Source organism: Streptomyces sp. NPDC041191 (genome assembly GCF_055591945.1).
The window spans coordinates 197,133-212,734 of the sequence record NZ_JBVIZC010000001.1 but is presented as its reverse complement, the minus strand read 5'-3'; the positions used below and the strand labels follow the sequence as shown (position 1 = coordinate 212,734).

11 protein-coding genes are annotated in these 15,602 nt (G+C 75.0%); 8 read left to right on the top strand and 3 right to left on the bottom strand.

Annotation, left to right across the window (positions count from 1 at the left end; all coding sequences use genetic code 11):
- Nucleotides 1-184 precede the first annotated feature (184 nt).
- The gene (locus tag ACZ6AQ_RS00930) at nt 185-1,819 is read left to right on the top strand and encodes a DEAD/DEAH box helicase (protein WP_468756496.1); all 1,635 of its coding nucleotides are present in this window, start codon (nt 185-187) and stop codon (nt 1,817-1,819) included.
- A gap of 268 nt (nt 1,820-2,087) precedes the next feature.
- On the opposite strand, the gene ACZ6AQ_RS00925 is transcribed toward ACZ6AQ_RS00930, so the two are convergent.
- Together ACZ6AQ_RS00925 and ACZ6AQ_RS00920 are read right to left on the bottom strand one after the other, a co-directional pair.
- Nucleotides 2,088-3,557 (bottom strand): ankyrin repeat domain-containing protein, encoded by a 1,470-nt coding sequence (locus ACZ6AQ_RS00925; RefSeq protein WP_468756494.1) that lies wholly within the window; start codon nt 3,555-3,557, stop codon nt 2,088-2,090.
- Nucleotides 3,558-3,624: 67 nt separating this feature from the next.
- Nucleotides 3,625-4,509 carry a hypothetical protein gene (locus ACZ6AQ_RS00920; RefSeq protein ID WP_468756492.1) on the bottom strand — a complete coding sequence of 295 codons (885 nt, stop codon included), beginning with the start codon at nt 4,507-4,509 and terminating at the stop codon, nt 3,625-3,627.
- A gap of 177 nt (nt 4,510-4,686) precedes the next feature.
- Between ACZ6AQ_RS00920 and ACZ6AQ_RS00915 the strand changes: the two genes are divergently transcribed.
- The gene (locus ACZ6AQ_RS00915; RefSeq protein ID WP_468757053.1) at nt 4,687-5,457 is read left to right on the top strand and encodes a S1 family peptidase; all 771 of its coding nucleotides are present in this window, start codon (nt 4,687-4,689) and stop codon (nt 5,455-5,457) included.
- Nucleotides 5,458-5,696: 239 nt separating this feature from the next.
- Here the strand turns inward: ACZ6AQ_RS00915 and ACZ6AQ_RS00910 are convergent, their stop codons facing one another.
- A complete protein-coding gene (locus ACZ6AQ_RS00910; protein WP_468756491.1) occupies nt 5,697-7,454 on the bottom strand; it encodes a glycoside hydrolase family 35 protein in 1,758 nt (585 codons plus the stop codon).
- Between the two features lie 161 nt (nt 7,455-7,615).
- Here ACZ6AQ_RS00910 and ACZ6AQ_RS00905 point away from each other — a divergent pair, with 161 nt between their 5' ends.
- The 6 genes from ACZ6AQ_RS00905 (at nt 7,616) to ACZ6AQ_RS00880 (ending at nt 15,600) form a co-directional block, all read left to right on the top strand.
- Nucleotides 7,616-8,503, top strand: coding sequence for a helix-turn-helix domain-containing protein (locus ACZ6AQ_RS00905; protein ID WP_388691595.1), 888 nt, complete (start codon nt 7,616-7,618; stop codon nt 8,501-8,503).
- Between the two features lie 11 nt (nt 8,504-8,514).
- Complete coding sequence (locus ACZ6AQ_RS00900; protein ID WP_388691598.1) at nt 8,515-8,907, top strand: chorismate mutase; 393 nt, start codon at nt 8,515-8,517, stop codon at nt 8,905-8,907.
- Between the two features lie 190 nt (nt 8,908-9,097).
- Nucleotides 9,098-10,084 carry an asparaginase gene (locus tag ACZ6AQ_RS00895; RefSeq protein WP_468756490.1) on the top strand — a complete coding sequence of 329 codons (987 nt, stop codon included), beginning with the start codon at nt 9,098-9,100 and terminating at the stop codon, nt 10,082-10,084.
- Nucleotides 10,085-10,148: 64 nt separating this feature from the next.
- Complete coding sequence (gene pepN / locus ACZ6AQ_RS00890; RefSeq protein ID WP_468756488.1) at nt 10,149-12,635, top strand: aminopeptidase N; 2,487 nt, start codon at nt 10,149-10,151, stop codon at nt 12,633-12,635.
- A gap of 122 nt (nt 12,636-12,757) precedes the next feature.
- Nucleotides 12,758-14,143 (top strand): pyridoxal phosphate-dependent decarboxylase family protein, encoded by a 1,386-nt coding sequence (locus ACZ6AQ_RS00885; RefSeq protein ID WP_468756486.1) that lies wholly within the window; start codon nt 12,758-12,760, stop codon nt 14,141-14,143.
- Nucleotides 14,140-15,600: a lysine N(6)-hydroxylase/L-ornithine N(5)-oxygenase family protein gene (locus tag ACZ6AQ_RS00880; RefSeq protein WP_468756484.1), complete on the top strand. Its 1,461-nt coding sequence runs from the start codon at nt 14,140-14,142 to the stop codon at nt 15,598-15,600. Before ACZ6AQ_RS00885 ends, ACZ6AQ_RS00880 begins: the two co-directional genes overlap by 4 nt.
- Nucleotides 15,601-15,602: the final 2 nt, after the last annotated feature.

Below are 15,602 nucleotides of genomic sequence, written 5' to 3'. Positions count from 1 at the left end.
GCCCGCACCGCGTGCTCCGCCGCAGGACCGGGGCCGCACCGCGTGCCCCGGTGATGGACAGCCGGAGCCCGCACCGCGTGCTCCGGACAAGAGCAGCGGGGGCCCGCATCGCGCAGGTGCGGGCCCCCGCTGCGCCGCGCACCGGCCAGAAGGGCACGGCGGCGCACCGGCCAGAAAGGCACGAATGACCCGCTCCGAGCGCCCCCACAAGCGCGGCCCCCGTCCCGACCGGGCGAAGTCCGCGGCACAGCCGAAGGCCGCCCGCGGCGGCCGCCGCCCCGCCACGCCCCCGCCGCCCAGCGAGTTCACGCCGCCGGCGACCGTGACGCCCGCGCTGCCCGCCGTGGCCTCCTTCGCCGACCTCGACATGCCCGAGGCCCTGCTGCGGGTCCTCGGCGAACAGGGCGTCACGGAGCCGTTCCCGATCCAGGCCGCGACCCTGCCGAACTCGCTGGCCGGCCGCGACGTGCTCGGCCGGGGACGTACCGGCTCCGGCAAGACCCTCGCCTTCGGCCTCGCCCTGCTCGCCCGCACCGCGGGCCGCCGCGCCGAGCCGACCGCGCCCCTCGCCCTGGTCCTCGTGCCCACGCGCGAACTCGCCCAGCAGGTGACCGACGCCCTCACCCCGTACGCCGGGGCCCTGCGGCTGCGGATCACCACGGTCGTCGGCGGCATGTCGATCTCCCGGCAGTCCTCCGCGCTGCGGCGCGGCGCCGAGGTGCTGATCGCCACCCCGGGCCGGCTCGCCGACCTCATCGACCGGGGCGACTGCCGCCTCGACCAGGTCGCCGTCACCGTCCTGGACGAGGCCGACCAGATGGCCGACATGGGCTTCCTGCCGCAGGTCACCAAGCTCCTGAAGCAGGTCGAGCCCGGCGGGCAGCGCCTGCTGTTCTCCGCCACCCTCGACCGGAACATCGACAAGCTGGTCAAGATGTTCCTGGACGACCCGGTCGTGCACTCCGTCGACCCCTCGGCCGGCGCGGTGACCACCATGGAGCACCACGTCCTGTACGTGATGGACGAGACCGACAAGAAGGCCGTCACGCTGCGGATCGCGGCCCGCGACGGCCGGACGATCCTCTTCCTGGACACCAAGCGGTCCGTGGACCGGCTGGTCAAGCGGCTCCTCGCCAACGGCGTGCGGGCCTCCGGGCTGCACGGCGGGCGTTCGCAGCCGCAGCGCAACCGGACCCTGGACCAGTTCAAGAGCGGCCAGGTCACCACGCTCGTCGCGACGAACGTGGCCGCGCGCGGCATCCACGTGGACGACCTCGACATGGTCGTGAACGTCGACCCCCCGATGGACCACAAGGACTACCTGCACCGCGGCGGCCGCACCGCCCGCGCCGGCGAGTCCGGAAGCGTCTTCACCCTGGTCCTGCCCGAGCAGAAGCGCGACATGGGCCGGCTGATGTCCAACGCGGGCATCAGCCCCCGCACGGCGCAGATCAAGTCCAGCGACGAGGAGCTGGCCGAGCTGACCGGCGCCCGGGAGCCCTCGGGCGTCCCGATCGTCATCGAGGTCCCGCAGCCGACCCCGGCGCGCAAGCCGGCCGGGTCCCGGAGCGGCGGCGGCACCGGCGGCACCGGCGGCGGTCGCCGCCGTCGCCCGGCCTCCGGCGGCACCGGCACCGGCGGCACCTCCACGGGCTCGGCGCGCGGTTCCGCCTCGGCGGGCGGCGCGGGGCGCGGCACCGGCGCGGGCCGGGGCACCGGTTCCGGCCGCGCGTCGGCCTCCGGCGCCGGTCGCGGCGGGCGTCCGACGGCCGGGACGGGCCGTCCGCGCGGCTCCCGGCCGAGGCCGACCGACACGTAACCCCGGGAACCCGGGAACCCGGGAACCCGGGAACCCGGGAACCCGGGAACGCGGGAGTACGGGGGCAGGGGCCCGGACCCGGTCCCGCACGCGGGCGGCGCCGTGACACGGCGCCGCCCGCGCTCCGTCGTACGGGGCCCCTCGGCACGGCCCGCTCCTCGCGTACGGGTCCCTCGCGCGGCCCGCCCGTCCTCGGACGCGCGGGCCTCTCGCGCGGGCCGCCCGTCCTCCGTGCGCGCCCCTCGCCTCCGCCGCGTGACCCCGTCCGTCAGCCGCGGCGCGGGGTCGTCCACTCCAGACGGGTCCTGACCCGGGGGTCCCGGACGTGTTCGAGGGCGGCGAGCGCCGTCTCGCGCGCCGCGCCGTCCGCCTCGCCGTCGGCGAGGATCGACGCGAGCGCGTCGACGGCGCGCGGGTCCTGCCGGATCGCGAGCCCGCGCGCCGCCTCCGCCGCCGTCTCCGGGTCGGGATCGGCGAGCCGCTCCGCGAGCCCCTCCCGTACGAGCGGGGTGTCGTCGGGCAGTTCGGCGAGCGCGAGCGTCGCCCAGTCCCGCACCCGGGCGTCACCGTCCCGGCTCAGCGCGAGCAGCACCCCCAGGGCCTCGACGTGCCCGGCCGGCACGATCCCGGCGAGGGCGCTCGCGACGGCCCGCCGCACCACCGGGTCGGGATGCCCGGCGGCCGCGAGCAGCTCGGGCACGCCCGCCGGGTCCGCGCACTCCCCGAGCGCCGTCACGACCGAGAGGGCGGGCTCCCGCGCCGGGCCGGCGGACTCCGCCGCCAGGCGCCGCAGGACCGGCAGGGCGCTCTGCGCGAACCCCGGCAGGGCGCCCAGCACCCGCGCGCCGAGCGCCCGCCGCAGCGGGTCGCGGTAGGCGCACCAGCCGGCCGCCGCCACGAAGGTCTCCTCGTCGGCCCGGCGCACCAGCTCGGCCACCGCCGTCGTCCAGTCGTCGATGTCGGTGTCGCCCCGCCGCAGCGCCCGGCCCGCCAGCTCCTCGGCGGAGACGCGCAGGCCGAGCGAGGACTCCAGGAGCGTGGCGATCGCCGCGTGCCCCGTCTGGCGGTCGTCGCCGCGCCCCGGCGCGCCGTCCTCCCGCAGCAGCTCCACCACGACCGTGATCCCGCCGTCCTCCCGGACCCGGCGGACGACCGCCTCGTACGTCTGCCCGCCCTCGTTCCCCGCGACGAGCCCGCGCCGCAGCTCGGCCGCGATGTCGGCGCCGATCCACCGCCGCGCCTCCCGCAGCGCGGCCTCCCTGCCCCCGGCGCCGTGGTCGAGGAGCGCCCGCACGCAGCCGGTGGAGCCGCGCCGGGCGGCGGCGAGGAGCGGGTCGAGCCCGTCGGGGCCGCGCCGGCCGGGGTCGGCGCCGTGCTCCAGGAGGAGCCGTGCGACGTCGGCGTATCCGAGCCGCAGGGCCCAGGCCAGGGCCGTGAAGCCGTACGCCTCCTCCTGGTCCGCCTCCGCGCCCGCCGCGAGCAGTGCCCGCGCCGTGTCGGCGTGTCCGCCGCAGGCCGCCCCGCACAGCGGCAGGTCGCCGTCCTCCTCGCCGCTGCCCCGGCCGGGGTCCGCCCCGGCGGCGAGCAGCACCCGCACGATCCCGGCCTCGCCGCCGACGGCCGCCCGGTACAGGGCGGTCTCCCCGTCCTCCCGTTCCTCGGGGTCGGCCCCGTCCCGCAGGGCCCGTACGGCCCCGTCCTCGTCCCCGGCCCGGATCGCGTCGAACAACGTACTCATGCGCCGACCCTGACTCCCCGTCGGCACATGGCGCAAATCGCTCGGCGGCGCGCGGGCGGCGGAGGGGTCAGGCCGCGCACTCCAGGACCGTGCCGCACACCCCGCACCGGGCCCGCACCGCGCGCCCGGCCGGGACCCGCAGGCGCTGCCGGCAGACGGGGCAGCGGAAGGAGACGCCGGTCGCCGGGGCCCCGCCCCCGAAGGCGTACGGGGCGCCCTCGCCGGCCCTGCCCCGGCGCCGCTCCCGGCCGTACCGGCGGCGCTCGGCCCAGCCCGCCCCGGCGAGCGGCGGCGCCGTCCGCTCCCGGGCGGCCTCGGCCCGTCCCCGCAGCCACGCCTCGTACGCCACCGCGCCGGTGAACCACGGCGAGGGGTCCTCGCCGAACACCTCGGCCCGTTTGGCCAGGACGTAGCCGAACTCCTCCGGGGTCAGGTAGCCGAGCTTCTGGAACTCGACGCCGTCCTCGCGGTACGCGTCGAGCAGCAGCCACCCCGCGCCCAGGTAGGCGGCGGCCACGTCGGTGAGGATCTCGTTCTCGGCGGTGGAGGGGAAGAGGAGGCCGAGCCGGTGCAGCAGCACGTGGGTGATCTCGTGGGCGAGGACCGCGCCGACGTCCCCGCGCCGGGTCCGGAAGCGGTCGTGTATCTCCACGGAGTACTCGGGCCCGGAGGTCAGCTCGACGGTGCCGGCGTACTCCATCGGCCGGAAGGACGTCACGATGCGGGCCTCGGGCAGCCGCAGGTGCCGGACGAGGGCGCGGGCCACCCGCCGGGTGCCCGGGTGCAGGTCCTCGTCGGCGCCCAGGGTCACGTCGGAGGCCGGGACGCTCACCGGGTAGCGGTGCACGCCGGCGGGGGAGAGGCGGCGGTAGAGCGCGGTGAGCGAGGCCCCGATCACGGCCCGGTGCGGGAAGCCGTGGACGACACGGTCGGCCTCGTGACGGTGCGGCATGCCGGTTCCCCCCTCCTGTCCACTGTACGGTCCCTTCATCGGAACTGGCCGAAAAGGCTTCCTTGTGACGTCAGTTGACCGCTGTTCATAATGCGGACCACGCCTTGACGGGCGCATGTCATGAGCCGTCAGGGTCGACCCCCCACGAGAGAAGGCAGACACGTGAAGCAGAACAGAATGGTCCGCACGCTCCAGAAGCTGGCCGCGGCCGGCGCCGTCGTCCTCGCCGCCGTCAGCCTCCAGCCCACCACCACCGCCTCCGCCGCCCCCACCCCCGTCGTCGGCGGCACCCGCGCCGCCCAGGGCGAGTTCCCCTGGATGGTCAGGCTCTCCATGGGCTGCGGCGGCTCGCTGATCAGCCCCCAGATCGTCCTCACCGCCGCCCACTGCGTGAGCGGCTCCGGCAACAACACCGGCATCACCGCCACCGCCGGAGTCGTGGACCTCCAGAGCGGCAGCGCCATCAAGGTCAGGTCCACCAAGGTCCTCCAGGCCCCCGGCTACAACGGCAAGGGCAAGGACTGGGCCCTGATCAAGCTCGCCAGCCCCATCACCTCGCTGCCCAACCTGCAGCTCGCCGAGACCACCGCCTACAACAACGGCACCTTCACCATCGCCGGCTGGGGCGCCGCCCGCGAGGGCGGAGCGCAGCAGCGCTACCTCCTCAAGGCGACCGTCCCGTTCGTCTCCGACGCCTCCTGCCAGGCCTCCTACGGCAGCGACCTCGTCCCCGCCGAGGAGATCTGCGCCGGTTACACCCAGGGCGGCACCGACACCTGCCAGGGCGACTCCGGCGGCCCCATGTTCCGCCGGGACAACGCCGGAGCCTGGATCCAGGTCGGCATCGTGAGCTGGGGCGAGGGCTGTGCCCGGGCCGGCTACCCCGGCGTCTACACCGAGGTCTCGACCTTCGCCGCCGCGATCAAGTCCGCCGCCGCCACGCTGTAGCGGCCCCCCGCGAACGGGTACTCCGGAACACCCCGGCTCCGGAACACCCCTCCCGTGCGCCGGACCGGTGTGGGCCGGCCCGGCGCACACCGCTCCGGGCCCCGGCCCGGCGGGAGCGGGCGGGGGCGTACGAGCGGGGACACCGCGACCGGCCCGCCACCCGCGACCGGCCCGCCACCCGCGACCGCCGCACGCCGCACGCCGCACGCCGCCACCGCCGTACACCGCGACCGTCCCGGTCACGCCGGCTCCAGCCACACCCCCGCCCCCACCCCGCCCTCGAGGGCCAGGACCCACACCTCGTTCGCGCCCTCCCGCAGCACCGGACCCGGCACGAAGAGCGCCTCCTGCGGACCGGCCGACCAGTAACGGCCCAGGCAGAAACCGTTCACCCACGCGAAGCCCCGGCCCGACCCCGGCAGCCGCAGCACCGCGTCCCCCGCGCCCGCCACCTCCAGCGTCCCCCGGTGCAGCCCCGGGCCGCCGTGGTCCGCGCCCGGCTCGAACGGCACCCCGTCCACCCCCGCCCCGAAGGCGTCCAGACGCAGCCCCCGCGCCCGTACCCCGTGCAGGTACTGCCGCTCGTGCCGCACCCCGCCGGTGATCCCCTTCGGCTCCCCGAGCCGGGGCCCGTAGTTCACCCGGCCCAGCGACTCCACCCACAGATCCACCACCGCCGGACCCGCCACCGGCTCCGCCAGCGCCACGTCCTCCCCGTCACCCGTGTCCAGGACCCCCGCCGGGACCCCGTCGACGTACACCACCGCCCGGTCCCGCAGCCCCGTCACCCCCAGCGGATACGGCTCCCGGGGCCCCGGCACCGCCACCCGGTAGCGCACCAGCCCCCGGTCCACACCCAGCTCCTCGAAGGTCGGCGGCACGGGCGCCACCGTCTCCGCGTCCCCCAGCGCCTCCAGGACCCCGTCCAGCGGGGCCCACCCGTCGAAACGGCCCCGCACCGGCCCCGCCAGCCGGGCCGGCGGCTCCGGCACCTCCGGCAGCGGCCCCTCCGCGTACTCCGCGAACACCTCCCGGAAACGCCAGTACTTCTCCGTGGGCCGCCCCGCCTCGTCCACCGGCGCGTCGTAGTCGTACGACGTCACGGTCGGCCGCAACGGCCCGTCGTGCAGGAAACCGTCCCGGTTCGCCCCCGCCCAGCCCGCGAAGTTCGTCCCCCCGTGCGCCATGTACACGTTGACCGAACCGCCGCACTCCAGGATCTCCCGCAGCGCCGCCGCCGCGTCCCCCGCGTCCCGCACCGCGTGCTTCGTACCCCAGTGGTCGAACCAGCCGCACCAGAACTCCATGCACATCAGCGGCCCGCGCGGCCGGTGCCGCCGCAGCACCCCGAAACCCTCGCGCGCGCCCGAACCGAAGTTCACCGTCGCGAGCACCCCCGGCACCGAACCGCCCGTCAGCATGTGGTCCTCCGGGCCGTCCGAGGTGAACAGCGGCACGCTCACCCCGCACTCCCGCAGCAGCTCCGCCAGCCACTCCAGGTAGTCCCGGTCGCTGCCGTAGCTCCCGTACTCGTTCTCCACCTGCACCAGGACCACCGGCCCGCCCCGGTCGACCTGCCGCTCCACCACCTGCGGCAGCAGCCGCCGGAACCAGGACTCCACCGGCGCCAGGAACTCCGGGTCCCGGGTCCGCACCCGCCGCCCGAGCGGACCCGTCAGCCAGTGCGGCAGACCGCCGTTCTCCCACTCGGCGCAGATGTACGGACCGGGGCGCACGATCGCCCACATCCCGGCCCGCCCCACCGCGTCCAGGAACCGGCCCAGCTCCTCCACGTCCCCGTACCGGCCGGGCTCCGGCGCGTACAGGTTCCACGGGACGTACGTCTCCACGCAGTTGAGCCCCATCGCGCGCAGCATCCCGAGCCGGTGCTCCCACTGGGCCTCGTGCACCCGGAAGTAGTGCAGCGCCCCCGAGAGCAGCCGCACCGGCCGCCCGTCGAGCAGAAAGTCCTCGTCACCCACAGCGAACGTGCTCATGGCCTTACCCTCACTCCCTGGCGGCGCGTCGGTCCATGGACAAAGATCGTCGCGGTTTGGACGTTAGGCCCGGACGGCGGACCGCAACCGCACGGGCCGAGGAAGACGGCCCACCGGCGCGACGCAACCGGACCGACGGGCCACGGAAGGAACCACCCGGCATGTACCACACCTGGATGCGCTACTTCACGCCCAGCCCCGTCCACCACCGCCTCGGCCTCGTCTGCCTCGGCGTCGGCCTCCAGCACGGCACCCTGCCCACCGTCGGACCCCGCACCCTCGACCACCACGTCGCCGTCGTCGTCTCCGCGGGCGGCGGCTGGTACCGGGGCCCCGACGGGCGGCGCACCACCGTCACCGCCCCCGCCCTGATCTGGCTCACCCCCCACACCCCCCACCACTACGGTGCCGACCCCGGCACCGGCTGGGACGAGGCGTTCGTCGACTTCTCCGGCCCCGCCACCACCACGTACACCGAACTCGGCTACATCGAACCCGACCGGCCCGTCGTCCCCCTCTCCGACGCCGCCCCCGCCCGCGCCGCCATCGGCCGCATCGCCCGCGCCGCCCGCCCCGGCAACCCCCTCCTGGAAGTGGAGGCCGGCGCCGCCGTCCACGAACTCCTCGTCGCCCTGCGCCGTGCCCGCGCCGACACCAACGCCGACGGCGACCCCGTCCTCACCGCCCTCGCCCGCGACGCCTTCCAGCCCCTCTCCGTCGCCGAACACGCCGCCCGGCACGGCATGACCCCCGCCGAACTGCGCACCGCCGTCCGCCGCGCCGCCGGCTGCAGCCCCAAGGACTACCTGCTCACCGTCCGTCTCGGCCGCGCCAAGGAACTCCTCGCCGCCACCGAACTGCCCGTCGCCGCCGTCGCCCGGCGCGTCGGCTACGACGACGCCGCCTACTTCTCCCGGCTCTTCACCCGCCGGGTCGGCACCGCCCCGATCCGCTTCCGCGAACAGCAGGGACGCTCCGTGCCCGGCGGCTGGAGCACCAGTGTTCCGGATGCCGAACACCCGCCGACGATCCTCCCGCGATCCGTCTAAGCTCGCAGGTCATGAGCGACTCCACCCCGGCCCCGGCCACCGACGAGACCGCGCCCGCCGACGAGACCGCGCGCCCCGCCGGGACCACGCCCGCGCCCGCCGCCCGGCCCGACGAGGCCGTACGGGCCGAACTGACCCGGCTGCGCGAGAGCATCGACAACATCGACGCGGCGGTCGTCCACATGCTCGCCGAACGCTTCAAGTGCACCCAGCAGGTCGGCGTCCTCAAGGCCGAACACCACCTGCCGCCCGCCGACCCCGCCCGCGAGGCCCGCCAGATCGCCCGGCTGCGCCAACTCGCCGAGAACGCGAAACTGGACCCCGCCTTCGCGGAGAAGCTCCTGAACTTCATCATCGCCGAGGTCATCCGCCACCACGAGACGATCGCGGACGGAACCCGGTGACGCCCCGCACCCCGGTGACGCCCCGCACCCCGGACCCCGCTCCAGCGCACGGCAGGACCACGCACGGCCACGCCGACACCCCTCGCCCCGCGCACGGCGGAACCGCACACAGCGGAACCCGGCCCGGCGGAACCGCGCCCGGCCCCGCCCGCACCCCCCACCCCGCCCCGACCCCGGACGAAGCCCCCTGATGCCCCCCGTCACCGTCTTCACCCTCGGCGGCACCATCTCCGCACGCGGCGCGGACGCCGCCCGCATGACCGGCCGGGAAGTCCTGGACGCCCTCGGCGCCCCCCAGGACACCGTCCTCCGCGACTTCCGCCGCGTCCCCAGCTCCTCCCTCACCCACGCCGACCTCGCGGACCTCGCCGCCGAGGTCCGCGCCACCGTCGCCGCCGGCTCCGGCGCCGTCGTCGTCCAGGGCACCGACACCCTGGAGGAGACCGCCTTCCTCCTCGACCTGCTCTGCACCACCGAACGACCCGTCGTCGTCACCGGCGCCATGCGCCGACCCGACCTGCCCGGAGCCGACGGCCCCGCCAACCTCGCCGCCGCGCTCGCCGTCGCCACCGACCCCGCCTGCCGGGACCTCGGCGTCCTCGTCGTCCTCGCCGACGAGATCCACGCCGCCCGCCACGCCCGCAAGACCCACACCACCTCGCTCACCACCTTCGCCTCACCCGGCGCCGGCCCGCTCGGCACCGTCGTCGAGGGCGAACCCCGCATCCTGCTCCGCCCCGCCGCCCCCAGCACCCCCCACCCCCTGGCGCTCGACCCCGACGTACGGGTGGCCCTGGTGACCCTCTCCCTGGGCGACCGCGGCGAACTCCTCGAAGCCGTCGACCACCGCTTCCAGGGCCTCGTCGTTGCCGCCCTCGGCGCCGGACACGTCCCCGCCCCCCTCGCCGAACCCCTCGCCCGGATCGCCGCCCGCGTCCCGGTCGTCCTCGCCTCCCGCACCGGAAGCGGAACGACCCTCACCCACACCTACCGCGGCCCCGGCTCCGAACACGACCTGCTGCGCCGCGGACTGATCCCGGCCGGCCCCCTCGACCCCGCCAAGGCACGCATCCTGCTCCACGCCCTGATCTCCGCCGGAGCCACGGGCCCGGCCGGCTACGACCGCCCCCGCATCACCGCCGCCTTCACCCGCCTGAACGGCTCCGGACCCCTCTGAGCCCCGGCAAGGTTCTCCCCCTCACCCCTGCCCGGCGCTCCGGGCATCGGGCAGCATAGGGCCCATGTCCGTACTGACGCGCGACGAAGCGCAGACCCGTGCCCAGCTCCTCGACGTCCACCACTACCGCGTGGACCTCGACCTCACCACCGGCGCCGAGACCTTCGAGTCCACCAGCACCGTCCGGTTCACCGCCCGCGCCGCCGGGAACACCTTCGTCGAGCTCAAGCCCGTCACCCTGCACTCCGCCACCCTCGACGGAGAACCCCTCGACCCCACCGCCCTCGACGACAACCGGCTCCCCCTGGACCTCACCGAGGGCGAACACGAACTGCGCCTCACCGCCACCATGCGCTACTCCCGCACGGGCGAGGGCATGCACCGCTTCACCGACCCCACCGACGGCGAGTCCTACGTCTACACCCAGCTCTTCATGGAAGACGTCCAGCGCGTCTTCGCCGCCTTCGACCAGCCCGACCTCAAAGCCGTCTTCGAGATCACCGTCACCGCCCCCGACCACTGGACCGTCCTCTCCAACGGCATCACCGCACAACAGCCCGACGGCACCTGGAAAGCCGCCCCCACCCCCCTGCTCTCCACCTACTTCGTCTGCGTCGCCGCCGGCCCCTGGCACTCCGTCCGCACCGAACACGCCGGACTCCCCTTCGCCCTCCACTGCCGCCGCTCCCTCGCCCCCCACCTCGACGCCGACGCCGACGAGATCCTCGCCGTCACCCGGGCCTGCTACGACCGCTACCACGAGAAGTTCGACGAGCCCTACCCCTTCGACTCCTACGACCAGGCATTCGTCCCCGAGTTCAACGCCGGCGCCATGGAGAACCCCGGCCTCGTCACCTTCCGCGACGAATTCGTCTTCCGCTCCGCCGTCACCGTCACCGAACGCCAGACCCGCGCCATGGTCATCGCCCACGAGATGGCCCACATGTGGTTCGGCGACCTCGTCACCCTGCGCTGGTGGGACGACATCTGGCTGAACGAGTCCTTCGCCGAGTACATGGGCTACCAGACCGTCAACGAAGCCTGCTCCGACCTCTTCCCCGACACCTGGATCGACTTCGGCGTCACCCGCAAGGCATGGGGATACGAAGCCGACCAGCGGCCCTCCACCCACCCCGTCGCCCCCGACCCCGAAGCCGTCCCCGACACCGCCTCCGCCCTCCTCAACTTCGACGGCATCTCCTACGCCAAGGGCGCCTCCGCCCTCCGCCAGCTCGTCACCTGGCTCGGCGAGGACGACTTCCTCGCCGGCATCAACATCCACTTCAAGCGCCACAAGTTCGGCAACGCCACCCTCGCCGACTTCCTCGACAACCTCGCCGCCGCCACCGACCGCGACGTCCACGCCTGGGCCGCACAATGGCTCCGCACCACCGGCGTCGACACCCTCACCCCCCGCCTCGACGGCGAAGGACTCCACTGGAACCTCACCGTCGACCGCGACGGCAGCCGCCCCCACCGCATCTCCGCCGGCCTCTACGACCGCGACCCCTCCGGCGACCTCGTCCCGCGCGAACACCGCGCACTCGACGTCCCCCAGGACACCCCTACCGCACTCACCGGCCCCCGCCCCGCCCTCGTCGTCCTCAACGACGGCGACCTCACCTACACCAAACTCCGCTTCGACGACACCTCCGCCGAATCCGCCCTGCGCGGCCTCTCCCGCATCCCCGACCCCCTCACCCGCGCCGTCGTCTGGAACGCCCTGCGCGACATGGTCCGCGACGGCGACCTCGCCCCCGCCGACTACCTCGAAGTCGCCCTCGCCCACCTCACCGAAGAGACCGAACTCGCCGTCGTCCAAGGCGTCCTCGCCTTCGCCCGCACCCAGATCGCCGACCGCTACGTCCCCGCCGACGCACGCCCCGCCGCCCTCGCCACCCTCTGCGAGATCGCCCGCGCCCTCCTCCGCCGCACCGAGGACGGCGAAGCCCCCGGACTGCGCCTCACCGCCGTCCGCGCCTTCATCGACAGCGCCACCACCCCCGACAAGATCGCCGCCTGGCTCGACGAGGGCACCGTCCACGGCGGCCCCGAACTCGACCCCGAACTGCGCTGGCGCATCCTCGCCCGGCTCGCCGTCCTCGGCGCCACCGACGAGGCCACGATCGCCGCCGAACTGGAACACGACCCCAGCGCCACCGGCCAGGAAGGCGCCGCCCGCTGCCGCGCCGCCCTGCCCGACCCCGGGACGAAGGCGACCGCCTGGGCCGCCCTCTTCGACTCCGACGACCTCTCCAACTACCTCTTCACCGCCACCGCCCAGGGCTTCTGGCAGCCCGAACACGCCGACCTCGTCAGCGCGTACGTCCCCCGCTTCTACGAAGCCGCCGTCGCCCTAGGCGACCGCCGGGGCCCCGCCATGGCCGAAGCCGCCGGCCGCCACGCCTTCCCCGCGTACGCGATCGACGCCGACTCCCTGGCCCTCGGCGAACGCCACCTGGCCGGCACCCCCATGATCCCGGCCCTCCACCGCAAGCTCGTCGACCAGCTCGACGACCTCCGCCGCGCCCTGCGCGTCCGCAACGCCTGAACCCGGAACGGCGGCCGAGGGGGACACACCTCCCCCTCGGCCACCACCCCACGTCCCCCGTTCGGGTCACACCACCCCCGCTCACCGGACACACCGCCCCACCCCCCGCCACGCTGTCGTCCATGCGTGCCGCACCCCCACCCCTCGCCGGAGGCGCCCCCGGCGCCGACGCCCTGCGGCCCCTCCTGGCCGCCGTCCTCGACGCCCTGCGCACCGGAGCGGAAGAACGGAACGGGCCCCTGCCCGCCGGAGGACCCGAGACCGTCACCCGCCGCACCGCGCAACTCGGAACCGTCCTCCCGGAGACCGGCACCGGCCCCCACGAAGCCCTGCGCACCCTCGTCCACACCCTCGCCGCAGGCGCCGCCGACCCCGCACACCCCCTCTGCGCCGCCCACCTCCACACCCCGCCGCTCGCCCTCGCCGCCGCCGCCGACCTGGCCGCCTCCGCGCTCAACCCCTCCATGGACTCCTGGGACCAGGCACCCGCCGCCTCCGCCCTCGAAGCCCTCGTCACCGCCGCCCTCGCCGCCGAGATCCACCCCACCGCCGACCACCCCGACGCCCTCGTCACCACCGGCGGCACCGAGTCCAACCAACTCGCCCTCCTCCTCGCCAGGGAACGACACACCGCCGGAGGCCCCCTCCGCACCGTCGTCGGCGCCAACGCCCACCACTCCTTCCACCGCGCCGCCTGGCTCCTCGGCCTCCCCGCCCCCGTCACCGTCCCCACCCCCCGCGGCACCCTCGACCCCGCCGCCCTGCACACGGCCCTGACCACCACCCCCGGCCCCCACCTCGTCGCCGCCACCGCCGGCACCACCGACCAGGGCCTCATCGACCCCCTGCCCCGACTCGCCGACATCTGCGCGGCCCACGGAGCCGACCTCCACGTCGACGCCGCCTACGGCGGCCCCGTCCTCTTCAGCCCCACCCACCGCCGACTCCTCGACGGCCTCGACCGGGCCCGCACCGTCACCCTCGACCTGCACAAACTCGGCTGGCAACCCGCCGCCGCCGGACTCCTCGCCGTCCGCGACACCACCGACCTCACCCCCCTCGCCCACACCGCCGACTACCTCAACGCCGACGACGACACCGACGCCGGCCTCCCCGACCTCCTCGGCCGCTCCCCCCGCACCACCCGCCGCCCCGACGTCCTCAAGACCGCCGTCACCCTCCGCGCCCTCGGCCGCACCGGACTCGCCGCCCTCGTCGACACCTGCATGGACCTCGCCCAGGACCTCGCCGACCGGGTGGAAAAGGCCCCCGGCCTCGACCTGCACGCCCGCCCCACCCTCACCACCGTCCTCCTCCGCCCCCACGGAGCCGACGACACCACCGTCGCCACGATCCGCCGCACTCTCCTCACCGAAGGCCGCGCGGTCCTCGGCCGGGCCGGGGCCGACGGCCGCCTCTGGCTCAAAGCCACCCTCCTCAACCCCCACACCACCCCCGACGACCTGGACCAGCTCATCACCCTCGTGGAAGGCGACACCCCCCGATGACCGGCACCACCCCCCACCACCCCACCGACCGGCCCCACGACCGGCAGCCCACCCCCCGGCCCCACGACCCCGAACACCCCCACGACCTCGTCGGCATCGGCATCGGCCCCTTCAACCTCTCCCTCGCCGCCCTCGCCCACGGCGTCCCCGGCGGCCTCGCCACCGCCTTCTACGAACAACGCCCCGCCTTCCATTGGCACCCCGGACTCCTCCTCGACGGAGCCACCCTCCAAGTCCCCTTCCTCGCCGACCTCGTCACCCTCGCCGACCCCACCAGCCCCTGGACCTTCCTCAACTACCTCAAAACCCGCGAACGCCTCTTCCCCTTCTACTTCGCCGAGAAGTTCCACATCCAACGCGCCGAATACGACGCCTACTGCCGCTGGGCCAGCGAACACATCCCCGGCCTCCACTTCGGCCACCAGGTCGACACGATCCGCTGGAACCCCGAACGCCACCTCTTCGAAGTCGACTACACCCAACTCGGCCCCGACGGCGAAGCCGAAGCCCTCGGCCGCACCCGCACCCGCAACGTCGTCCTCGGCATCGGCACCGAACCGTACGTCCCCGAACCCCTCCGCCCCCTCGCCCAGGCCCCCGGCGTCCCCGTCATCCACTCCGCCGACTACCTCACCCACCGCGAGACCCTCCTCGCCGCCGGCCACATCACCGTCATCGGCTCAGGACAGTCCGGCGCCGAAGTCTTCCTCGACCTCCTCCGCGCCCGCCCCGCCGGCGCCGAAGGAATCCACTGGCTCACCCGCACCGAGGCGTTCGCCCCCATGGAGTACTCCAAACTCGGCCTCGAACACTTCACCCCCGACTACACCCACTACTTCCACCACCTCCCCGAAGCCGCACGCGACGACCTCCTGCCCCGCCAGTGGCAACTCCACAAAGGCATCGACACCGACACCATCACCGCCATCCACGACGAGCTCTACCGCCGCACCCTCCACGGCGGCTGGCCCGACGCCGTCCTCACCCCCGGCGTCCGCGTCCGCACCGCCGGCCGCGTCGCCGCCACCCGCGTCGAACTCCACCTCGAACACCTCCGGCAAGCCACCCGCACCCGGCTCACCACCGACGCCGTCGTCCTCGCCACCGGCTACCGCGAACGCCCCGCCGACCACCTGCTCACCGGCCTCGCCCCCCTCCTGCGACGCGACTCCGCAGGCCGCCCCCGCATCGACCAGCACTACCGACTCGCCCTCGACCCCTCCGTCACCGGCTCCGTCCACGTCCAGAACGCCGAACGCCACACCCACGGCGTCGGCGCCCCCGACCTCGGCCTGGCCGCCTGGCGCAGCGCCACCATCCTCAACGCCCTCACCGGCAAGAACCCCTACCCCCTGCCCCACCGCACCGCCTTCACCACCTTCGGCCTCCACGAACGAAGGACGCCGGACATCCCGGCCCAGAGCCGGAAGCCGACGCCCCTCGGACATCACACCTGAAC